Source organism: Actinomycetospora sp. CA-053990 (genome assembly GCF_050948445.1).
In the GTDB taxonomy this organism is placed as follows: domain Bacteria; phylum Actinomycetota; class Actinomycetes; order Mycobacteriales; family Pseudonocardiaceae; genus Actinomycetospora; species Actinomycetospora callitridis.
This window is the reverse complement of the sequence record NZ_CP192043.1, coordinates 3162034-3181663: the sequence shown is the minus strand read 5'-3', so window position 1 is coordinate 3181663 and position 19630 is coordinate 3162034. Positions and strand designations below refer to the sequence as shown.

Annotated in this window: 23 protein-coding genes; 12 read left to right on the top strand and 11 right to left on the bottom strand. The window is 71.6% G+C overall.

What is annotated here, in order from left to right; genetic code table 11:
- Positions 1–19 precede the first annotated feature (19 nt).
- Positions 20–343 (top strand): hypothetical protein, encoded by a 324-nt coding sequence (locus tag ACQPYN_RS16415; RefSeq protein ID WP_433024778.1) that lies wholly within the window; start codon positions 20–22, stop codon positions 341–343.
- A gap of 57 nt (positions 344–400) precedes the next feature.
- Here the strand turns inward: ACQPYN_RS16415 and hypF are convergent, their stop codons facing one another.
- From hypF to ACQPYN_RS16400, 3 genes are all read right to left on the bottom strand, one after another.
- The gene (hypF, locus tag ACQPYN_RS16410; RefSeq protein ID WP_433024775.1) at positions 401–2647 is read right to left on the bottom strand and encodes a carbamoyltransferase HypF; all 2247 of its coding nucleotides are present in this window, start codon (positions 2645–2647) and stop codon (positions 401–403) included.
- 55 nt (positions 2648–2702) lie between these two features.
- On the bottom strand, positions 2703–2882 hold the full coding sequence (locus tag ACQPYN_RS16405) for a HypC/HybG/HupF family hydrogenase formation chaperone (protein WP_433038911.1): 180 nt from the start codon (positions 2880–2882) through the stop codon (positions 2703–2705).
- Positions 2883–2956: 74 nt separating this feature from the next.
- The gene (locus ACQPYN_RS16400; protein WP_433024772.1) at positions 2957–3304 is read right to left on the bottom strand and encodes a helix-turn-helix transcriptional regulator; all 348 of its coding nucleotides are present in this window, start codon (positions 3302–3304) and stop codon (positions 2957–2959) included.
- A 117-nt stretch (positions 3305–3421) separates the two neighbouring features.
- Between ACQPYN_RS16400 and ACQPYN_RS16395 the strand changes: the two genes are divergently transcribed.
- Positions 3422–4084 (top strand): hypothetical protein, encoded by a 663-nt coding sequence (locus ACQPYN_RS16395; RefSeq protein ID WP_433024769.1) that lies wholly within the window; start codon positions 3422–3424, stop codon positions 4082–4084.
- A gap of 7 nt (positions 4085–4091) precedes the next feature.
- Here the strand turns inward: ACQPYN_RS16395 and ACQPYN_RS16390 are convergent, their stop codons facing one another.
- The 6 genes from ACQPYN_RS16390 to ACQPYN_RS16365 form a co-directional block, all read right to left on the bottom strand.
- Positions 4092–4526, bottom strand: a complete 435-nt coding sequence (locus tag ACQPYN_RS16390) for a hypothetical protein (protein WP_433024766.1) — start codon at positions 4524–4526, stop codon at positions 4092–4094.
- Positions 4526–5338 (bottom strand): hypothetical protein, encoded by an 813-nt coding sequence (locus tag ACQPYN_RS16385; RefSeq protein WP_433024764.1) that lies wholly within the window; start codon positions 5336–5338, stop codon positions 4526–4528. The genes ACQPYN_RS16390 and ACQPYN_RS16385 overlap by 1 nt, the downstream gene beginning before the upstream one ends.
- A gap of 13 nt (positions 5339–5351) precedes the next feature.
- Complete coding sequence (locus tag ACQPYN_RS16380; RefSeq protein WP_433024761.1) at positions 5352–6317, bottom strand: DUF389 domain-containing protein; 966 nt, start codon at positions 6315–6317, stop codon at positions 5352–5354.
- Positions 6318–6357: 40 nt separating this feature from the next.
- A complete protein-coding gene (gene aspS, locus ACQPYN_RS16375) occupies positions 6358–8172 on the bottom strand; it encodes an aspartate--tRNA ligase (protein WP_433024758.1) in 1815 nt (604 codons plus the stop codon).
- Between the two features lie 69 nt (positions 8173–8241).
- Entirely contained in the window at positions 8242–8655 is a 414-nt protein-coding gene (locus ACQPYN_RS16370; RefSeq protein ID WP_433024755.1) for a PPOX class F420-dependent oxidoreductase, read from the bottom strand.
- A gap of 22 nt (positions 8656–8677) precedes the next feature.
- The gene (locus ACQPYN_RS16365) at positions 8678–10042 is read right to left on the bottom strand and encodes a radical SAM protein (protein WP_433024752.1); all 1365 of its coding nucleotides are present in this window, start codon (positions 10040–10042) and stop codon (positions 8678–8680) included.
- 156 nt (positions 10043–10198) lie between these two features.
- On the opposite strand from ACQPYN_RS16365, the gene ACQPYN_RS16360 reads away from it, so the two are divergent.
- The 10 genes from ACQPYN_RS16360 to ACQPYN_RS16315 all read left to right on the top strand — a co-directional run bounded on the left by ACQPYN_RS16360 (position 10199) and on the right by ACQPYN_RS16315 (position 18490).
- Positions 10199–10687, top strand: a complete 489-nt coding sequence (locus tag ACQPYN_RS16360; RefSeq protein WP_433024749.1) for a hypothetical protein — start codon at positions 10199–10201, stop codon at positions 10685–10687.
- Complete coding sequence (locus tag ACQPYN_RS16355) at positions 10684–12540, top strand: helicase HerA domain-containing protein (RefSeq protein WP_433024746.1); 1857 nt, start codon at positions 10684–10686, stop codon at positions 12538–12540. The genes ACQPYN_RS16360 and ACQPYN_RS16355 overlap by 4 nt, the downstream gene beginning before the upstream one ends.
- A 26-nt stretch (positions 12541–12566) precedes the next feature.
- A complete protein-coding gene (locus ACQPYN_RS16350; protein WP_433024743.1) occupies positions 12567–13232 on the top strand; it encodes a metal-dependent hydrolase in 666 nt (221 codons plus the stop codon).
- 186 nt (positions 13233–13418) lie between these two features.
- A complete protein-coding gene (locus ACQPYN_RS16345) occupies positions 13419–13697 on the top strand; it encodes a hypothetical protein (protein ID WP_433024740.1) in 279 nt (92 codons plus the stop codon).
- Entirely contained in the window at positions 13697–14287 is a 591-nt protein-coding gene (locus ACQPYN_RS16340; protein ID WP_433024737.1) for a DUF4236 domain-containing protein, read from the top strand. Before ACQPYN_RS16345 ends, ACQPYN_RS16340 begins: the two co-directional genes overlap by 1 nt.
- A gap of 189 nt (positions 14288–14476) precedes the next feature.
- Complete coding sequence (locus ACQPYN_RS16335) at positions 14477–14650, top strand: hypothetical protein (RefSeq protein WP_433024734.1); 174 nt, start codon at positions 14477–14479, stop codon at positions 14648–14650.
- Positions 14647–14919 carry a hypothetical protein gene (locus ACQPYN_RS16330; RefSeq protein ID WP_433024731.1) on the top strand — a complete coding sequence of 91 codons (273 nt, stop codon included), beginning with the start codon at positions 14647–14649 and terminating at the stop codon, positions 14917–14919. The genes ACQPYN_RS16335 and ACQPYN_RS16330 overlap by 4 nt, the downstream gene beginning before the upstream one ends.
- Positions 14916–15419, top strand: coding sequence for a zinc finger domain-containing protein (locus tag ACQPYN_RS16325; RefSeq protein WP_433024729.1), 504 nt, complete (start codon positions 14916–14918; stop codon positions 15417–15419). Before ACQPYN_RS16330 ends, ACQPYN_RS16325 begins: the two co-directional genes overlap by 4 nt.
- 1110 nt (positions 15420–16529) lie before the next feature.
- The gene (locus tag ACQPYN_RS16320) at positions 16530–17351 is read left to right on the top strand and encodes a site-specific integrase (RefSeq protein WP_433024726.1); all 822 of its coding nucleotides are present in this window, start codon (positions 16530–16532) and stop codon (positions 17349–17351) included.
- A 914-nt stretch (positions 17352–18265) separates the two neighbouring features.
- The gene (locus ACQPYN_RS16315; protein WP_433024723.1) at positions 18266–18490 is read left to right on the top strand and encodes a hypothetical protein; all 225 of its coding nucleotides are present in this window, start codon (positions 18266–18268) and stop codon (positions 18488–18490) included.
- Between the two features lie 232 nt (positions 18491–18722).
- Here ACQPYN_RS16315 and ACQPYN_RS16310 read toward each other — a convergent pair whose 3' ends face one another.
- A complete protein-coding gene (locus ACQPYN_RS16310; RefSeq protein WP_433024720.1) occupies positions 18723–18995 on the bottom strand; it encodes a hypothetical protein in 273 nt (90 codons plus the stop codon).
- A 55-nt stretch (positions 18996–19050) separates the two neighbouring features.
- Positions 19051–19215 (bottom strand): hypothetical protein, encoded by a 165-nt coding sequence (locus ACQPYN_RS16305; RefSeq protein ID WP_433024717.1) that lies wholly within the window; start codon positions 19213–19215, stop codon positions 19051–19053.
- Positions 19216–19630: the final 415 nt, after the last annotated feature.

The window sequence follows — 19630 nt, the reverse complement described above, 5'->3', positions numbered from 1 at the left end:
CATCCCCAGGGAGGCAGAGATGAGTGAGGACGACAGCGTCCACAAGGCGTTCCGCGCGAAGGAGTACGCCCCGGAACCGGGGCCCGGCCGGGAGGTCTCGCCCGAGGAGGCCGCGGGGATGACCGACACCGACCCGGCACCGGAGCCGCCCCTGGGCGTCGGGGAGAGCATCAACGAGCGGGCGGAGGACGTGGCCCGCCGCGCCGAGGAGCGCGCGGGTCGCAAGGGCGCGACTGACCGGCCCTACGCCGCGGACACGGGCAAGGACGCCCGCGGCGTGCACCCCACGCCGTCGGTCACCGAGGGCAGCCCGGACCTCCCGCCGGGGGATCAGGGCGGCTGAACGGGGGTGCGCTCCGCGCACGTGAGCACTTTCGAGGGCTCTGGCACCTCGAAGTGCTCACATGCGCGCAGCGCACACGGCGACCTGGCCGAGGGCGATGCCGCCGTCGGTGCACGGCACCCGGGTGGGCACGAGCACCCGCAGGCCCGCGGCCTCCAGCCCGGCGCGGACCCGCTCGAGCAGGACGGCGTTGACGAAGACCCCGCCCGAGAGAGCCGCGGTGCCCACCCCGTGCTCGCCGGCCAGCCTGGCCACGGCGGCGACCGTCGCGTCCGCGAGCCCGTGGTGGAAGCGGGCGGCGATCCGGCCCGTCGCGACGCCGGCCGCCAGGTCCTCGACGACCGCGGCGACCAGCTCACCACCGGGCAGGACGTCGCCGGCGGTGACGGGGTAGGTGCCGCGCTCGTCGGGGTCGACGTGCTGCTCGAGCTCGATCGCGGCCTGGCCCTCGTAGGTGACGGTGTCGCGCACGCCCAGCAGCGCCGACACCGCGTCGAACAGCCGCCCGACGCTGGACGTGGCTGGCGACGCCGTGCCGGAGCGCGCCAGGGCGACGACGGCGTCCCAGCGGTCGGCGTGGCGGTCGCGCACGGCGGCTCGGACGTCGCCGAGGTGGGCCGCGGCCATCCGCCAGGGCTCGCGGACGGCGGCCGCCCCGCCGGGCATCGGGACCGTGGCCAGGTGCCCGACGCGGCGGTAGACCCCGAGCCCGGCGAGCAGGAGCTCGCCGCCCCAGATGGTGCCGTCCTCGCCGAACCCCGTGCCGTCGTAGGCGACGCCGAGCACCGGGGGGTCGTCGGGCGTCGCCCCGTGCTCGGCGAGGCAGGCGGCCACGTGGGCGTGGTGGTGCTGCACGCCGACCGTCTCGAGGTCGGGCTCGGCGTCGGCGCGGTCGAGCGCGTACCGGGTGGCGAGGTAATCGGGGTGCAGGTCGTGGGCGAGCACGAGCGGGGTGATGCCGAAGAGGCGGCCGAGGTGCCCGGTGGCCTCGTGGAACGAGCGCAGCGCGGCCGGGTTCGTGAGGTCCCCGAGGTGCGGGGACAGGAAGGCCCGCCGGCCGGCCGCGAGGCAGATCGCGTTCTTGACCTCGGCGCCGCACCCCAGCACCGGACGCCCGACGTCGAAGGCGAGCGGCACGGGTTCGGGGGCGTACCCGCGGGCGCGGCGGACGGGCAGCTCCGCGCCCTGGTGCAGGCGTACCACCGAGTCGTCGGTGCGGACGTGGATCGGCCGGTCGTGGGTGAGGAACCCGTCGGCGAGGCCCACCAGGCGTGTGCGGGCGTCGTCGTCGACGTGGGCGATCGGCTCGTCCGAGGCGTTCCCGCTGGTCAGCACGAACGGCACGCCGAGCTCGGCGGCGAGCAGGTGGTGCAGAGGGGTGTAGGGCAGCATCACCCCGAGGTCGCGGTTGCCCGGCGCGACGGCCGGCGCCACCGCCGCCCCGGGTCTGCGCGGCAGCAGGACGATCGGCGCCCGGCGTGACCCGAGCGCCTCCGCCGCCCCCGGCCCGACCTCCACCAGGGACCGGGCGTCGTCCAGGGACCCCGCCATCACCGCGAACGGCTTCTCCTCGCGGTGCTTGGCGGCGCGCAGCCGGGCCACGGCGTCGGCGTCGTCGGCGCGCACCGCGAGGTGGTAGCCGCCGAGCCCCTTCACGGCCAGCACCGCCCCGTCGCGCAGCCGGGCCGCGGCCTCGCGCACCGGATCCCCCGGCCCCCCGGGCTCCAGGACCAGCGTCGGCCCGCAGTCGGGGCAGCACGTCGGCTGCGCGTGGAAGCGCCGGTCGGCGGGGTCGTGGTACTCGGCGGCGCACGGCGCGCACATCGTGAAGCCCGCCATCGTCGTCGTCGCCCGGTCGTAGGGGACGTCGCGGACGATCGTGTAGCGCGGTCCGCAGTTCGTGCAGTTGACGAACGGATAGCGGTACCGGCGGTCGGCACGGTCGCGCATCTCGACGAGGCAGTCGCCGCACGTGGCGGTGTCCGCCGAGACGAGGGCGCTCCGCGCGCCGGTGACCGCGCTGCCGGTGATGACGAGCCCGCGGGCTCCCGTGGGCGGAAGAGCCTCCGACCGGACGGACTCGACCACGGCCAGGGCGGGCGGCCGCTCGCGGAGGGCGACGACGAATTGCCGGACCGCCGCCTCGCCGCCCTCGACCTCGACGACCACCCCGGCGGCGTCGTTGCCGACCGACCCCGCCAGGCCCAGCTCCCGGGCGAGGCCGTGCACGAAGGGCCGGAAGCCCACGCCCTGCACGATGCCCTCGACGTGCACCCGGACGCGGACCGGCGGCGGGACGGTCACGGCCGGACCCTCACGGCGGGCACGCTCACGGCGGGCACCCTCACGGCGGGCACCCTCACGGCGGCCCCAGCGCGGCGATCGCCTCCCCGGCGTGCACGAGCACGACGTCACCGACCGCGGCGTCCACGAGGGCCACCGAGACCTCCTCCTCACCGACCCCGGTGTCGACGCGGGCGGTGCCGTCGGGGTGCAGGGCCACCACGGTCACGCGGACCGCCTGGTCGGAGCAGGTGATGCAGACGGGGCCCTCGCAGGGCGCCGGGGCCGGTGGCACCGGTGGCCCGGCGGTCTCGCAGGCCAGGAACCAGGTCACGACGTCGCCTCCGTGCCCATCGCGCGCCCGCAGCGCCCGAGGAACGAGTGCAGCAACTGGTGGGTGGCCTCCAGCGTCTCGATCTGGCGGCGCAGGCTGTCCGACCCGGCCGGGGTCAGCGCGTAGGTCCGCCGCGCGGGCCCGGTGGCCGGGATGCTCCACGTCGACCGCACGAGGCCTTCGCGCTCGAAGGACCGCAGGGTGCGGTAGACGCCACCGGCGTCGGTGTCGTCGATCAACGAGGCGTGGAGTCGCTCCACGAGGTCGTAGCCGTGCGCGGCGCGCTCCTGGATCAGCAGGAGCAGGCAGGGGCGCAGGAAGTTCCGTGGTTCGCACTCGCCCATGGCCGCCCCCTGGCGTGGGTCCCGGGGCCAGGGGATCCGTTGCTCGTGTGGTGTGTATCACATAGGGTCGCACTGGTCGTGACGCCGAGCAAGGCCGCGAGCGAGGTGCTGGGACCGATGGACGATGCGACACGGGCCCTGATGGGGCTCTGGGACGTGGCCGGCGAGAACGTCCGCGCGCTGGGCGCCGAGGACTGGGCGCGCCCGCTGCCCGGCGCCGGCGTCGGGCCCGCCGACGTGGCGGAGCTCGCGATCCACCTCACCGGGGTGCACTACGCCGGGCCGGAGACATTGCGCGAGGCCGTCGCGGCGGCCCGTCACCGCGCGGAGACCCAGCTGGCCGGCCGCACCAGCGGCGACCCGGTGCTGGGCGCCCAGTGCCTCGACATGTGCCTGCACGTCCACGACCTGACCGCGGCCCTCGGCGCCCCGGCCGACCTGCGCGACCACGAGCCCGCCGCCCGCGAGGCGTGCCGGCTCGTCCTGCGGGTGCTGCCGCGTCTGCTGGTCGCGGCGGTGGGGGCCGACGACGCGACGCTGCGCGTGGCGGTGCGCCTCGGCGACGACCGCGCCGTGCACGTCACCCACGGCGCCGTCGTGCCGGGCCGACCGGAGGATGCCGCGGAGGCCGCGGACGCCGTCGAGATCGATCCGGGCGGGCTCCTGCTGTTGCTCGCGGGGCGCCGCGACGCCGAGTCGCTGCGCGACGCGGGGGCGCTGAGCTGGACGGGCCCGGCCGCGGAGGCGTTCGTCCACCGCGCCCGGCTGGTCGCGGCGTAGCCGGCGGCTAGCGGCCTCCGGCGAACGCCGGGTAGGGCGGCAGCACGGCCTCGCCGCCGTGGCGCCCGAGGGCCCCGACGACGGCTGCCGCGACCTCGGCGGTGGCGACGTGCCCGGCGCGCTCGGCGTCCGTGCCGAGGCGCCGCCAGAGCGCGCTGAGCACCGCGGGCGCGTCCTCGCCCGGGTCGGCGACGACCACGCGGGCCACCCGGCCGGACGGCCGGACACCCACGACGGCGGGCAGCAGCGCGCGCGTCGAGAGCCACACCCAGAGCACCTCGGCCTGCAGCAGGCGCTCGCGCAGGACCTCGAGGTCCGCGAGCTCGCCCCAGACCGGCGTGATCTCGGCCTGCCAGGCGGCCACCATCGCCTCGGCCATGCCCGGCGGCTGGGCGCGCGCCGGGCCGCCACTGGGCAGCGGCAGGCGCAGCGAGGCGCCCATCAGGGCGACGTCGCGGAAGCAGCCCCACTCGAAGTCGAGGAAGCGCGCGCCACTGCCGGTGAGCAGGCAGTTGTCGGGCCGGACCTCCGCCGGGCTGAAGGCCCGGTGGCCGGACCCGCCCAGCAGGCGGGCCGCGTCGCGCGCCTCGGCCACCCCGGCCGGCGCCGCCTCGACCCGCAGCAGCTGGGCGAGCTGGTCGGGCACCTCGGCCAGCGCCGCGCGGGCGTCGTCGGCCAGGGGTCGCGCCAGGTGCGCTCGCCGAAGCGGCGCAGCAGGGCCCCGAAGTCGTTCTCGCGACCCGCCGTGGCCGCCTGCATGCGCCCGAGCGCCCGGGCCCAGCCGAGCAGCGCGCGCTCGGCGGCCTTCGGGTCACGCTCCTCGAGGCGCTCGGCCAGGGTGGCGCAGCGCCCGAGGTCCTCGAGCACCAGAAGGCGATGGGCGGGGTCGTTGGCCACGAGCATCGGGCTCGCCCGCTCCTCCGACGGCATCGCCGTCAGCAGCTGGCACGACGCGGCCTCGTAGTGGAACCGGTCGATGCTCTGCTCGCCCGCCCCCGGCTCGTCGAGGAAGTGCTTGACGACGAGCGTGCGCGGCAGCGAGAAGGGGTTCTCGGCGACGCGCACCCGCACGACCAGCGACCGCGTGCTGCCGCCGAGGTCCTCCGGATCCGCCAGGCGGACCGTGGCGCCGTGGCGCCGCGTGAGGAGCTCTTCGGCCAGGTGCACCACCTCGGTGGTGCGATCGTCCGCTCCGTCCGGTCCGGTGGAGCGACCGTTCGAGGTATCCGCGTCGTCCGTCGTCAGGGGAGCCATCAGCCGGAGGAGTCTACCGGTCCCGGCGGCCCGCCGGGAGGGAATCGGGGAGCCCGCGGCGTTGCCGCGAGTGCCGGACGAGGACGAGCACGACGAGTCCGGCCAGCACGACACCCGCGACGTTCACGGCCAGCTGGAGCAGCGAGCTCAGCGCCCGCCCCCAGTCGCCGATCACCGCGGCCACCGCCGCGAACCCGGCCGCGGGCACCGTCGTCACCGAGATGAAGACCCCGACCAGGACGCCGGTGCTCTCGCCCGCGATCAGCGCGACCATGCCGGCGACGCCGGCCAGCAGCGCCACCACCAGCGAGAACGGTCCGACCTGGTAGATGAACGCGACCCCGGAGAGGTTGGTCAGCACGTCCTCGGGGATCAGGGCGATCGCCTCCGCCCCGGCCGCGGCGAGCGCGGTGACCGCGACGGCGATGGCGAAGCCGGCCCCGAGCGCCACCCCGGCGGACCGCGCCTTCGGCCCGTCCCACCGGACCGCGGCGACGGCCAGGGCGGCGAGCGGGCCGAACTCGGGACCCAGCACCATCGCGCCCACGACGGTGACCGGGGAGTTGGTGACGACGCCGACCGCCGCGAGCAGGCAGGCGATCGTCAGCATGACCACGAACGTCACCGACAGCCGGGAGCCCTGCCCCGTCCGCGCGAGCAGCTCGTCCCACACCACCGCGTCGACGCCCTCGCCCGGCGCGGCCTCCTCGGCGCGGTCGGCGGCGTCGGACACGACGGTGTCCAGGGTCTCGAGCACGATCCCCCCGCGCTGCCCGCAGTCGAACCCGCGCAGGGCCTCGAGCACGCCGTCGACGGACTCGCGCGCGATGTCGGCCTCCACGACGTCGCCGGGCGGATCCACCATCACGCCGCTCAGGCGCACGACGTGCGCCGCGCCCGGCTCGTTCGCGAGCACGTCGAGCACCTTGTCGACGAGGCCGGTCTCCGATTCCGGGCACAGGGCCCGCAGGCGGATCACCGCGACGTCGGGTCGAGCTCCGCGGCGCTGCGTCCCGCCGTCACTGGACCGGTCGCTCCTGCGGTTTCACCGGCGCCGCCGGTGTCGTCTGCGTCCCGGGCGCGGGAGCGTCGACGCCCGCCTCCTTGCGCTGCAGCGAGGTGATGGGGGCCGGCGCGGCCGTGAGCGGGTCGTACCCGCCGCCGGTCTTCGGGAAGGCGATGACCTCACGGATCGAGTCGACGCCGGCGAGCAGGGCGCAGATGCGGTCCCACCCGAACGCGATCCCGCCGTGCGGCGGCGGCCCGTAGGCGAAGGCGTCGAGCAGGAAGCCGAACTTCTCCTCCTGCTGCTCGGGCGTGAGGCCCATCAGCGCGAACACGCGCTCCTGCACGTCGCGCCGGTGGATACGGATGGACCCCCCGCCGATCTCGTTGCCGTTGCAGACGAGGTCGTAGGCGTAGGCCAGCGCGTTCTCGGGGTCGGACTCGAAGGAGTCGATCCACTCCGGGGTGGGCGAGGTGAACGCGTGGTGCACCGCCGTCCAGGTGCCCGACCCGACGGCGACGTCGTCGGTCGAGCCCGCGGCCTCGAACAGGGGCGCGTCGACGACCCAGACGAACGACCAGGAGCCCTCGGGGATGAGGTCGAGGCGGCGCGCGATCTCGCCGCGGGTGGCGCCCAGCAGGGCGCGCCCCTCGGCCCGCGTGCCGGCGCCGAAGAAGATGCAGTCGCCGGGGTTGGCGCCCGCGGCCTTGGCCAGGCCCTCGCGCTCGGCGTCGGTGATGTTCTTGGCGACGGGCCCGCTCAGGGTGCCGTCCTCGCCGACCAGCACGTAGGCGAGGCCCTTCGCGCCGCGCTGCTTGGCCCACTCCTGCCAGCCGTCGAGCGTGCGCCGCGCCTGGGAGGCGCCGCCGGGCATGACCACCGCGCCCACGTAGGGCGCCTGGAAGACGCGGAACGTGGTGTCGGCGAAGAACTCGGTGAGCTCGGTCAGCTCGATGTCGAAGCGCAGGTCGGGCTTGTCCGAGCCGTAGCGGGCCATGGCCTCGGCGTAGGAGATCCGCGGGATCGGCGTCGGGATCTCGTGGCCGCCGAGCTCCGACCACAGCGCGCCGACGATCGCCTCGCCGAGGGCGATGACGTCGTCCTGGTCGACGAAGCTCGCCTCGATGTCGAGCTGCGTGAACTCCGGCTGGCGGTCGGCGCGGAAGTCCTCGTCGCGGTAGCAGCGCGCGATCTGGAAGTAGCGCTCCATCCCGGACACCATGAGCAGCTGCTTGAAGAGCTGCGGCGACTGCGGGAGCGCGTACCAGGACCCCGGCCGCAGCCGGGCCGGGACGAGGAAGTCGCGCGCGCCCTCGGGCGTCGACCGGGTCAGGGTCGGCGTCTCGATCTCGAGGAAGTCGCGGTCCGAGAGCACGTCGCGCGCGATCTTGTTGGCGCGGCTGCGCAGGCGGATGGCCGACGCCGGGCCCTCGCGGCGCAGGTCCAGGTAGCGGTAGCGCAGGCGGACGTCCTCGCCGACCTCGGCGTGCTCGTCGAGCGGGAACGGCAGCGGCGCGGACTCCGAGAGGACCGTCAGTTCCGTGGCGCTGATCTCGACGTCGCCCGTGGCGAGGTCGGCGTTCTCGCTGCCCGCCGGGCGCTGCTCGACCGAGCCCGTGATCTGCACGCAGAACTCGGCGCGCAGGCGGTGCGACTCCTGCGCAACCTCGCCGGCGCGGAACACCACCTGCACCACGCCCGAGGCGTCGCGCAGGTCGATGAACACGACCCCGCCGTGATCGCGGCGGCGGGCCACCCATCCGGCGAGGGTGACGGTGGCGCCGACGTGCTCGGCGCGCAGCGTGCCGGCGGGGTGCGTGCGCATCATCGGCGGTGGTGCTCCTGGATCGGTCGGGCGAGTCACCTTCCAGGCTATCGACCGGGTCGACGCGGAACCTCAGCCGCTCTTGTCGGGGCCCGCCCGGTCGAGGTGCACCCGCAGGAGGACCCGGCGCTCGCGCTGCATGGCCTCGTCGAAGTCCGCCCAGTCGGGGTGCTCGCCGCCCTGCACCTGCCGGTAGAGGGCGCGCAGGCCCTCCAGCGCCGCGGGCAGCTCGACGATCTCGACGTCGCCCTCCACCTGGACCCACCGGCCGAAGAAGGCGTCGGGCAGGACGCAGAGCCAGGCCCGCCCCTCCCGGCGCAGGTTCTTCGTCTTGAGGGCGGTCTCGCGCGTGCTGATCGTCGCCGCGCCGTCGTCGTCGATGCCGACGACCACGGGCGAGAGCTGGGGCGCGCCGTCGGTGCGGCGCGTCGCGAGAACGGCGCGGTGCTGCTCGCGCAGCACCTGCCGGGCGTCGTCGAGGTCCATGCCCCGGAGGCTAGGGCCGCCCTCAGAGCAGGGACAGCTGCTCCGGGGGCGCCTCGACCACCTTCTCCGGGATCGCGGGCACGGCACCCTCCGGCCACGACCGCTCGGTCTCCCGCCCCTCGTCCCCCTGCCGTCCACCCATGGCGTGGCCACCGCCGGTGAGGCCGTGGCGGGCGAGCATCGGCCCGACGCGCGCGGCGAGGTCCTTGCGGTAGGCCGCGTCGACGTAGGCCCCGCGCCGGTAGAGGGCGGCGTAGCGCTCGATCAGCGCGGGGTGGTCACGGGCGAGCCAGGCGTGGAACCACTCCCGCGTGCCCGGCCGCAGGTGCAGGGCGAGCACCGACGCGCCGCTCGCCCCCGCCGCGGCGATCTCGCCCAGCAGGGCGTCGAGCGCCTCGTCGGAGTCGGTGAGGCCGGGCAGGACCGGGGCGACGAAGACCCCGCACGGCAGGCCGGCGTCGCGGATGCGGCGCACGAGGTCGAGCCGGGCCCGGGGCGTCGGCGTGCCGGGCTCGACGCGGCGGTGCAGCTCCGGGTCCAGCAGGGCCAGCGACACCCCGACCCCGACGGGCACGTCGCGCGCGGCGGCCGCGAGCTCCGGCAGGTCGCGGGCGAGCAGCGTGCCCTTGGTGAGGATCGAGAACGGCGTGCCGCTGGCCCCCAGGGCCTTGATGATCCCGGGCATCAGCGCGTAGCGGCCCTCCGCGCGCTGGTAGGGGTCGGTGTTGGTGCCCATCGCGACGTGCTCGCGGGCCCAGCGCGGCCCGCGCAGCTCGCGGGCCAGCACCTCGGGGGCGTTCAGCTTGACCACGACCTGGCGGTCGAAGTCGTCGCCCGCGTCGAGGTCGAGATAGGTGTGGGTGTTGCGGGCGAAGCAGTTGTGGCTGATCACCCCGTCGGCGACGAAGTCGCCCGTGCCGGTGGTGAGGTCGCCGAGGGCCCGCTCGCCGGGCAGCTCGTCCACCCCGACCACGACGCGCCCACCCGGCTCGTCGCCGGGCGGCGCCGGCGCCACCGGCGGCGATCCGGGCCGTCGGAACGCCTCGTCGGCCAGGGTCTCGGCGCCGACGAGTGCCTCGCCGACCCGCAGGTGCGGCCGCTCGTCCCCCTCGCAGCCCTCGGGCCGCACGTGGACCCAGCCGCGGCGCGTGAGGAAGCGGTGCTCGGCGCTGGCGACGATCGCCGTGCCGTCGAGCAGACGGACGCGCCAGGCCGCCTTCGTCGTGGTCCACGCGGCGTGCACCGGCGTCGGCACCAGGGACCGGACACCGTTGGTGCGTACCTCGGAGCCGACCACGAGATCGCCGACCCGGACGTCGGCCAGCCGGACGCTGGTGCCGTCGACCATGAGGATCCGGGTGTCGAGCGAGAGGCAGTACGTGCACACGTGCTCGCACCGGCTACCTCGTAGCTCCCGGGCCCGTTGCACGCATCTATTCGAACACTAGTTCGAACCCCGTGCAAGTAAAGGCGGGACCCAGCGAGCGACCCTACCGCTCGCCGGGTCCCTTGATCCCCGTCCTCCTGAAAGGACCGGAGACCCGTGCAGAAGCCAACCACTCACGTCCCTGCCGCCGAACCCGACCCCGAGCCCGACCCGACCGTGGTGGACAGGGTCTTCGGAGCGATCCTCGACGCGATCCTGAACAACACCTTCGAAGAGGTCGTGTTCCACAACCGGTCGCGGCGGTACCAGCGGTGGTTCTTGATCGTGGTTGGCCTGTCTCTCGGACTCTGCCTCGCGATGATGATCTACCACTTCGTCTCGGCGCAGCTGTGGAACAAGCTCGACGAGCTCCCGATGGCGCCGGTCTTCTTGGTGCTCTTCCTGGCCTTCGTGCTGATCATCTTTTTCGTCATTGGCGTCGCGCTCCAGCTCCCGGGCTTCCGGAACGTGCACCGCCGGAACCCCCGCCGCGCGCCGGTTCTGCGGGCTGTGCGGGCGTCCGCGCCTCGCGCGCGGGTAGGGGCAGCCACCCGCCCCCGGCGGGACCTCGGGAGTGACACCGACGAGCCTGGCGGTGTCGCGTGAGCGGGCTGATCTCGGGGGTCGTGTACTCGTACCGCTTCCTCAGCGGGCGGGAGATGGACGGGCGCCGCCGGACCAACGCCACCTGGCGACACCGCGGCAACGAGCGCACCCGCAACGACCTGTACGCGGGCCGCTGGGCCCACCTCCCCCGGGGTGCCCGGGCGGGGTGGCGGCTGGTTGCGCTGGCCGGCTTCCTGGGGCTGCTGTGGGGGTGGGTCTTCCGTCCCGAGGCGACCTGGACCGCGCTCCATGTCTTCGGGGTTCTGGCCCTGCTCGTGTTCTTTCACTGGCTGTGGCGACACCTCGACCGCGCCACCGTCCAGCAGCGGTGGGTCATGCCCCTCGCCATCGCCCTGGCCGCGCGCTGGGGCATCTCCTCGGGCGGCGACCCGCATACCTGGATCGACGTGCCCGCCGGCCATCGCTCGAACCCCGAGCGGCCTGTGCGCGTGATGCTGCCGCTGGACTACCGCGAGCGCGACAAGCAGCAAGAGGAGAGCGCCAAGCTCATCGCCCGCAAGACTGGCATCCCGGTCCGAGAGATGGACTGGGAAATCGACCTGGAAGGGCCGCGCTCCGTCCTGGTGGTGCGCGCGCAGAAGGTCCCGCCCGAGCTCGTGGGCTTCGAGGACGCCAAGCCGTACCTGGAGCAGGTCACGCCCACCACGCTGTTCCTCGGCCTCGACACGGACAGCTCCCCGGTCTGGATCAGCTGGGCGCTCGACTCGCCTCACCTGGCCCTGTCGTTCGGTTCCGGCGCGGGCAAGTCGACGGTGGTCCGTCTTCTCGCGGCCCAGACGCTCCGCATGGGCGGCAAGGTCATCATCTTCGACATCGCCAAGGAGGGCGGCTCGCACGGCGACTGGTGCCGTGACGCAGACGGCGAGCTCCTCCCGGGCATCGAGATCTACCGCGACGTCGAGTCCGGTCATGACGGCCTCGTGCGCTGGGCCGCTGAACGCAAGCGCCGCAGCAAGGCCCGATGGGAACGGACAGGCGAGACCTTCCAGCGGACGATGGTGGTGCTGGAGGAGCTGAACTCCACGACGCCTGAGCTGAAGGCGTACTGGGCCAAGATCAGGGAGACCGGCGAGCCGGCCAGCTCGCCCGCTGTCGAGGCGATCCGCACCATCGTCAACGCGGGCCGAGACGTCGACATGAACGTCATCGCCGTCGCTCAGCGGTTCGATGCCGCCGCCATCGGTGGTGGCGCTGTGCGGTCCTCGTTCATGCTCCGGGTGCTCTCTCGATTCGACGAGCAGGCCCGCCGCATGCTGATCGGCGAGATCACCGACCCGAAGCCCAAGTCGTCCAACCACCCGGGCCGCATGGTCCTGGCGGTCGGCGGTGAAGCGACGGTGGTCCAGGGTGCATTCCTGACGCCCGAGGAGACCGTCGAGTGGGCCACGAACGGACAGCCTCAGCCCGATAGCGCGAGTCAGAGTCAGGCGAGTCAGCGCGTTCTGCCTGGTCAGGTCGTCCCGGGCGCGGGTGACTCCGCTGACTCGGGTGACTCGCGGCCCGGCCGGGGTCGCCTGTCCCTCGTGCCGACGGCTCCCGACGAGCTCGCGGGGCTGCCGAACGTCGGTCGGGACCCGGCGGACACCCCCGCTGAGCAGGACGCGCAGCCCGCCTACGAAGCCGAGTACGAGGCCGTGAGCCTGCGTACCGCAGCCACGGACAGCGGTGTCGGCCTGGTGCCCCTGGACGTGAAGGCGCTGAAGAACATGCGCGACCGCTTCAAGGACAAGGGCTTCCCCGAGCCGATAGCTCGAGACCGGCAGGTGATGCTCTACGACCCTGCCGCCCTCATCCGGTTCGTCGCCGAGCACGAGGGGGCGGGCGTCCGATGATGACCACGACCCACCGCTCCGTCTCGATGGCCGTGGGCCTGGCCGAGGTCGCTGTTGTCGAAGCGCCGGTACTGGTGAAGGTCGGGCTGGTCGGCGTGGCGATCCACGCGGGCGCCTGGCCTGACTACGACCACACCGAGTCCACCCCCACGCGCGAGCTCGGGCCCGTGTCCTGTGCGCTCTCCGAGGCGATCCGGGCCCTGGCGTACGTCATCCAGCTCGCCACGGGCGACCGATCCGTGAACCTGGCGGACGACGACGGGGTGCACCGCGGCTGGACCCACACGGCCGAGGCTTGCGCTCTGGCCGGCGTGCTCACCTGGTTCACGGTCTCCCACATCTCGTTCCTGGCTCCGTGGTCAGTGGAGTTCGGCGTCGTGGCGTTCTCGGCTGCCTTCTCCCATGTGGTGCTCGGCGACATGCTCACGCCCGGCGGGGTGCCGCTGTCGCTGCTCTGGAACCTCGTGACGCCAGGTCGGCTGTGGCGTCGGCATCGAGTCCCGCTGTTCACCACCAACCACCCGAACGAGCACTTGATCTTTATGTGCGGCGTGCGGATGGCGATCGTCGTGGCGGCGCTCCCGGCCCTCGGACTGACGCTGAGCCCGTACACCTTCGTCGTCGCGGTGTTTGTGGGGTCAGCGTGGCACCTGGCCGTTGTATTCGGACTCATCAAGCGAGTGCGCGTGTGAATGGCCGGCACCGCGCCAAGCCAGAACCCCGCCGCAATCGTCCTCGCCGAGTTCAACAACATCGAATGCGTGCGTGGTGGAGCTGGCTTATTGCACGTCTCCGGGGCAAAAGGCTCTAGAGCTAGTTGATCAAGTTACCCCGTTTAGCTCCTAGCCGGACGATATCGGTTAGCTACTATTAGGGGCATGCCCGGTGACAATTCCCAGAACGGTCCCGTCTCGTCGATGCTAGTGCGGTTCGACAGCAATCCGTGGCTCCCTTTCGACATTGCCGAGTTCGCCACTCGAACCCGTCGCAGCAGGAACAAGGCCGCCATTCACCTCATCGAAGTCGGCCTGGAGCTCGAGGCCAGGAAGGCTGACGCGGTGAAGACCCAGCAGAAGATGGAGGACTTCGAGAAGAGGCTCAAGGTCCAGCCCGAAACCAATGTTGTCGACCTCCACGAAGACGGAAGGCAGTTCTGATGGGCTTCTCATACCGCAAGCGCAAGAAGCTGGGCCCGCTCCCGATCTGGATCAACGTCTCGCGGTCCAAGAAGGGCTGGTCGCACTCTTGGACGTTGAAGGCTGGGCCCTTCTCGCACAACACCCGACGCAACACCACCACGACGGACCTGCCGGGCGGGTGGAAGCACACGCACCGGCACGGCCCTCCTGCTCAGCGCCAGCAGCCCCGACGCTCTCACCGCAACACACAGAACCTCTTGCAGGAGAAGTACGACCGTCGCGCCGACGCAGCCCAGAGCCAGGCGCAGGAACACGAGGCTCAGCAGTTCCTGTACTCCTACCGACCGTCGCCCTGGCCTTGGGCGATCTGGGCGGCGCTGTTCGCGATGGCCGTGCTCGGCGGGGTGGCGTGGAGCGGCGCGATCTTCATGATCGTGATCGGCACGATCATCGGCCTGGTGCAGTGGTCGAAGTACCACCGCGCTCAGATGCAGATCAACGCCGTCCAGCCAGCGCTGCGGGCAGTTCCGCCCCACATGGACCCGGCCGAGGCGGAGCGCGTCGTCCGCAACTGGACGCCGCCCCAGGGATGGGAGAAGAACTCGTGATGCCCCCGGCTGAGCAGTCGACCTCGGGCGATCTGGCCCAGGAGTTCGACTTTGTCCCCTGGTTCTGCCCTCAGTGCGGCACCAGCGTCCGGCCCCGCGAGACCCCGGCCGGCACCTACTGCGCTCGCTGCTATCTGAAGCTCGAGACGTGCCGCGAAGGCGCGCCTCTACCCGAGAGGAAATGCTGACGTGTTCGCATTCCTGTTCGCGATCGTCGTGGGCGTAGTCATCAGCTGGTCGATGCGCACCATCTTCGAGTCTGACCAGGAATCGATGCCGACCCTACCGGCATCGCGTCCTGCTCCTGACGCTCCCTCCCAGCGCGACGAAGCACCCACCGAAGTGTTAGCGGTGGTTCGATGACCTGGTGGGAAATGGAGTTCTACCTTCCGGGCTCCCACGAGTACGTCATCGCAACCACGATCAACGACTTCTTCAGGACTCGACCGGACGGCACATACGAGCTCGTCGGGCCCGCGGCAACTGACCTGAGCTTCCTGGTAGAGGCCATCGAACGGGCGTTGTCCGAGCTCCGCACGAGACCGTCCAACGGCCAGATTCACTTCGACGGCCAAGTCCACCCCAGCGACCACGAGGGACCTGACGAGCCGCAAGAGTCAGACGAGGTATGAGGGAGGACGACCGGCCGCCCAGGAGACAGCACCCTCTGAAGATCGAGGACGTGGGGTGCACCTACTGCGGTGCTGAGGTCGGCATCCCGTGCCGGTGGGAGGTTCGCCGCCATCCGCAGAAGCCCTGGCCCTACCACCAAGCCAGGACCGACAGATTCATCCGCGCGCTAGACGCCCGAACAGTCGCGATCAGGCCCGAGGAGACGAAGGGGGCTAAGCAGCCGCAGAAGAAACGGAAGCCACCACGATCAACGAGCCCCGAGACCGGCCATTTGGCCGGCTCGGGGCTCTCTTGTGTGCGCCCTAGGGCGACGGGTCGCGCGTCTTTCGCGAAGGCACAGCTGCACGCTTCCGTTTACCGTGGGGCGCGACCTTGGTGCCGCGTCGTCGCGAGCCCATTCTTAGAGCGAGCGCTCGCTGACGTTCAGCGGCTTCGTTTGCCCTCGCTCGCCGACGACGGACGACGACTCCCGCGACCGCGCCGATCGCGCCGAGTATGACGGGGACGGAGATTCCAGTCGCAGTCCCATAGTTTCGAAAGAACTGCCCGACCATATAGGGAGGATTGGACCTGACATCTACCCGCTCGGTATAGTAAGCAACTGAGGATGGCAACGATGGCCGGTCGTCATCGACGACGGTAACTGTTAGGGTCAGCTGCTTTGGCCCGGATGCGGTGGCCTGAACATCCCACTGCCAATCCGCAACGCTTCTTGGGCCTACGTTGAGATCAAGTGGACGATCGCCACTACCGGGCTCCGCCCGATTGATGATGAAGTCGGCCCCAGACAGGTCCGCGCGCATATGGCTGCCTACTTCCGTCGCCACGTTGATCAGAGGCCTATCGGCCTGGGCGCGGGTAGCCAAGATTGCGTTGGAAACGTCACTCGCGGTTACCTGAACATGTTGCCAAGTGCCCTGAAGTATTGGTGACGGAGGCTTGAAAACTAACGTGCCCGGACGGTACGGCCGGATCCCGTGGTCACTGATGTTCCCGCAACGGATGCCCGGACCCGGGCGACAGGGGAAGGGACCTGGGCCGGGGGTTTGAGCGTCGCATGCGGACAGAATCGCTGCGAGGCTCACGAGGCACACGACCATGACCAGGGCTGAGACCCAGTGCTTGATGCCCTGGAAGACGGGCATCTCGCCATCACGCATGCCGAAGCGCAGCCCAGCCATCGCTGCTTCCCTGCACCGTCCCCCTCATGTACCGAGTGTTACAACGATCTCGATTGCCGCCAATCCGCGTCACTCGTTCGGCCTAGTCGAGTCGCACGATGTGCGTAGCTCCGCCTTCTCCCGCGATTCTGTTTCGGAAGCGCGAAGTATCGAAACAGGATCAGATAGCGGTAGGATAGGTGCCGATAACCTTGCTTATAGGCGGCCAGGATCCGCCCTCGGAAGGGGCCGACATGACGGCGGTTCAGAGCTCGTCGGGGGCGCTTCTTGCGCGTCTGGAGGGTGCGGCGGTAGCTCCCGTAGACCGGCAACTAAGCGCCTCAACGGCCGACCGGCTAGCTCGGGCCGTTCCGGAGAACACTCGCCGAACATACGAGTGGTGGGCGAACCACTATCAGGCATGGAGCGCCGCGACCAGCCGGACCGCGGTGCCCGCCACACCAGAGACGCTCACCGAATATGTGTCGAGCCTCTGCGATACCGGCTATGCGCCGGCCAGCATCCGCGTCGCCATCGCGACGGTCCGCACTGCGCACGCCGAGATGGGCCACGACGGCCAGCCCGACACTCGTCGGGCGCTGGAGGTTCTGAAGGTCCACGGCCGCGACCGAGCCGACGCCGGCCACAGCGAGGACGACGCCACGCCCGTCACCGTCAAGGCTCTGCGCCTGATGATCGACGCGCTTCCGAGCACGGGCGACAAGGCACTGCGCGACCGCGCGATCCTGGTCCTGGGGTTCGCGCTGATGGCTCGCCGGTCGGAGCTGGTCGGGTTGCGCCGCACAGACATCACCGAGACCTTGCACGGTCTCGAGGTCCGCATCCGGAAGTCGAAGACCGACCAGGCGGGCAAGGGCGCCCAGGTGAACCTGCCGCGCGGGCAGTTCCCCGACACTGACCCAGTGCGCGTCCTGGGGGCATGGCTCGCGGCTGTCGACCAGGCCGGCCACCACGACGGCCTGATCTTCCGATCGATCAGCCGCTGGGGGCGCATCGGCAGGGCGCTCCAAGGGCGCGCGGTGTCAGTGATCGTGCAGGACGCCGCCCGACAAGCCGGGCTGCCGAACCCCGAGCGGTACAGCGCGCACAGCCTCCGCGCAGGCGGAGCCACCGAGGCGTACAAGGCGGGCGTGCCGATCACCACCATCTGCGACCACGGCCGATGGAAGCGGGGCTCGCCGGTCGTCCTGGGCTACATCAGGGCCGTCGACCGCTGGCGCGACAACGCCATGAGCGGCGTCGGACTGTGAACGGATAGTCGACGCACTGATGGCAGGGGTAGGTAAGTACTCCGTTGGGCGCGAGCCAGGACGCTGGCATGTGACGCAGGCCGTGCTTGCACATGCAGCAAGATCTGCGCTACAACGTTCTAGGCACGACGCGACCTCCGGTTGCACCCATCGGTGAGGTGCGATGCGGTTGAAGCGGCGAAAAGGAGCATGCTGCCTTCGTAGCAGTTCTTGAGTCCAGCTGATCACCGACAGCTAGGACCTCTACTCACCAGCATCAGGGCTGGTGGCTAGAGGGCCTAGTTGCGCCCTCAGGCCACCAGGCCTGAGGGAACGGATCAGTGAGATGGCCTCGCTCCTAGGTTCTGCCGCGACACTCGCCCCCGGCGGTGCGCTTGTCCTCGTTCTCGCTGTCTTGGTGCCGATCGGGCTCGCGACGACGGCCATGCTCGTCGTGATCTTCATGTCGTTGCGCGGCACGAAGCCCGGGGAACGCGCAAAGATCCTCCGAGAGCTGCCAGCGGTGATCAGGGCACTCCGACCGCAGATGCTCGTGGGGCGCCGCAAGCAGCCCCCGCAGGAGCCCCCGCAGGAGCCCCCGCAGGAGTCTCCCTCCATCGGCCCGGCCCAGGAGCAGCTGGGCCCAGGTGGTGCACCGCCACAGGAACAGAAGGGCAACAGCCCCTGAAACACAACAAGCCCCCGACCCGGCGTAGTGCCAGGTCGGGGGCTCGTGTGTCGCTGGGGAGCAGAGTGTGACGCGCACTGCACTGGAGCGTGTTGTGCGCTCGAACTAGGCGCCGGTAATCTCGATCACGCGCACCGGCCACCAGCTGGGGCGCCTCCCTCTCACACGCAGGACCAGCTTCTGTTCTCAGGCCAGAAGCGGGGGCAAGCCATGACCTTGGCTTGACGTACGTGTGAGAGGACGGCCGATGTCATCGCTGGCTACCGCGAACAACACCATCGTTCTGGTCGTGGCCGTCGTCGCTCCGTGGGCGCGCTCGCTTGTTGTTCAGCTCGCCATCGCGATCATGTCCCTGCGCGGGACCACCCCCGAGGAACGACCCGCGATCCTCAAGGCGATGCCCGGCGTCTACAGAACGCTGCACCGCCCTGTGCTCCGACGGAAAGACAACCCTCCGCCTGCGAGCAAGTAGCCCGGCTCGAACACACGTGCGAACATGAGTCGGTGGACGAGCCGGGACTGTGCGCCAACGGCCACGTGATCGACCAGCCGTTCACGGCGCTGGTCGGGTGGCACCCGTGCGACTGCGCCCGGCACATCAGCGGCCGGGGCGGTCACCGCACCGTGAGGTGCGAGACGTGCGGCGCGACGAAGTACGACCCGCCGCACACCCGAGCTGACGAACCCGCGGTCTGGGGTCCTACTCAGCGGGGCGGGCGGACCGAGTCCGCAGGCTCCGGGTAGTTCTGGGAGCTGGTGAAGTAGCCGCCGGCCAACGTGGTCAGCGCACCGAGCACCGGGAAGACGAACACCTCGACGTAGTCGGGCAGGGGCGTGTAGTCGAGACCGCCCAGGGCCGACAGGAGGGTCATGGCGACCACTCCCCCGACGTAGGACCAGGCCGAAGCGCTGGTCACCTTGCGGTCGACGGGCAGAGAGCCGTCGGTGTTGGGCGACGTACGGGGTCGTACCTCCATGGAGCACACTCCTCGTGAGTGATCGGGACAGGCTGAGCGGTACATGGCCGACCGCTCAGGACTTCGGAGAGCGCCAGGCGTGCCTGGGCTCGCGGGGTTGCGGCTGCGGTGGCTCCGGGCGCAGGGGCGGAATCACCGGCAGCGGTTGAGTCGGCGCGTCGAGCAGCTGGCCGGTGTAGAAGTCCTGGATCAGCTGCTCGTAGATCAGCAGCCGGGTCATGACGAGGAGACGCAGCCCAGGCCCGACTCGCCACCGGCGAACGTCACCGGTGAGAGCGACGTGCCCTCGGGACATGTCGGGCCAGGGGGACCAGTCGCGCCCGGCTGTCCGTCCTCTCCGTCGCGGCCGTTCGAGCCGTTGCGGCCGTCGTTGCCGGGTGGTCCGGCAGGCCCCGTCGGGCCAGCGGGCCCGGTGCCGCCCGTCGCGCCCTCGGTTCCGTCCTGACCAGGCATTCCCGGCGCCCCGGCGACACCCGGCGAGCCCGGAGCCCCCGAGTTGCCGGTTCCGCCCGGGGCCCCGCCGACCCCGGCAGGACCGGCAGGCCCCAGGGGGCCGACCTGACCGGGCGCTCCGTCGGCCCCCGGCGCCCCGATAGCTGTGTCAGCCACGACCGCTCGAGCCTGCTGGCAGGTTC

What these genes read in the sequence shown, in the direction of transcription:
- aspS (WP_433024758.1), bottom strand. Translation starts at nt 8,172, where the DNA reads ATGATGCGCACGCACCCCGCCGGCACGCTGCGCGCCGAGCACGTCGGC.
- ACQPYN_RS16415 (WP_433024778.1), top strand. Translation starts at nt 20, where the DNA reads ATGAGTGAGGACGACAGCGTCCACAAGGCGTTCCGCGCGAAGGAGTAC.
- ACQPYN_RS16310 (WP_433024720.1), bottom strand. Translation starts at nt 18,995, where the DNA reads ATGGAGGTACGACCCCGTACGTCGCCCAACACCGACGGCTCTCTGCCC.
- ACQPYN_RS16395 (WP_433024769.1), top strand. Translation starts at nt 3,422, where the DNA reads ATGGACGATGCGACACGGGCCCTGATGGGGCTCTGGGACGTGGCCGGC.
- ACQPYN_RS16345 (WP_433024740.1), top strand. Translation starts at nt 13,419, where the DNA reads ATGCCCGGTGACAATTCCCAGAACGGTCCCGTCTCGTCGATGCTAGTG.
- ACQPYN_RS16305 (WP_433024717.1), bottom strand. Translation starts at nt 19,215, where the DNA reads ATGACCCGGCTGCTGATCTACGAGCAGCTGATCCAGGACTTCTACACC.
- ACQPYN_RS16385 (WP_433024764.1), bottom strand. Translation starts at nt 5,338, where the DNA reads ATGGCTCCCCTGACGACGGACGACGCGGATACCTCGAACGGTCGCTCC.
- ACQPYN_RS16350 (WP_433024743.1), top strand. Translation starts at nt 12,567, where the DNA reads ATGGCCGTGGGCCTGGCCGAGGTCGCTGTTGTCGAAGCGCCGGTACTG.
- ACQPYN_RS16340 (WP_433024737.1), top strand. Translation starts at nt 13,697, where the DNA reads ATGGGCTTCTCATACCGCAAGCGCAAGAAGCTGGGCCCGCTCCCGATC.
- ACQPYN_RS16330 (WP_433024731.1), top strand. Translation starts at nt 14,647, where the DNA reads ATGACCTGGTGGGAAATGGAGTTCTACCTTCCGGGCTCCCACGAGTAC.
- ACQPYN_RS16390 (WP_433024766.1), bottom strand. Translation starts at nt 4,526, where the DNA reads ATGGGCGCCTCGCTGCGCCTGCCGCTGCCCAGTGGCGGCCCGGCGCGC.
- ACQPYN_RS16315 (WP_433024723.1), top strand. Translation starts at nt 18,266, where the DNA reads ATGTCATCGCTGGCTACCGCGAACAACACCATCGTTCTGGTCGTGGCC.
- ACQPYN_RS16370 (WP_433024755.1), bottom strand. Translation starts at nt 8,655, where the DNA reads ATGGACCTCGACGACGCCCGGCAGGTGCTGCGCGAGCAGCACCGCGCC.
- ACQPYN_RS16325 (WP_433024729.1), top strand. Translation starts at nt 14,916, where the DNA reads ATGAGGGAGGACGACCGGCCGCCCAGGAGACAGCACCCTCTGAAGATC.
- ACQPYN_RS16400 (WP_433024772.1), bottom strand. Translation starts at nt 3,304, where the DNA reads ATGGGCGAGTGCGAACCACGGAACTTCCTGCGCCCCTGCCTGCTCCTG.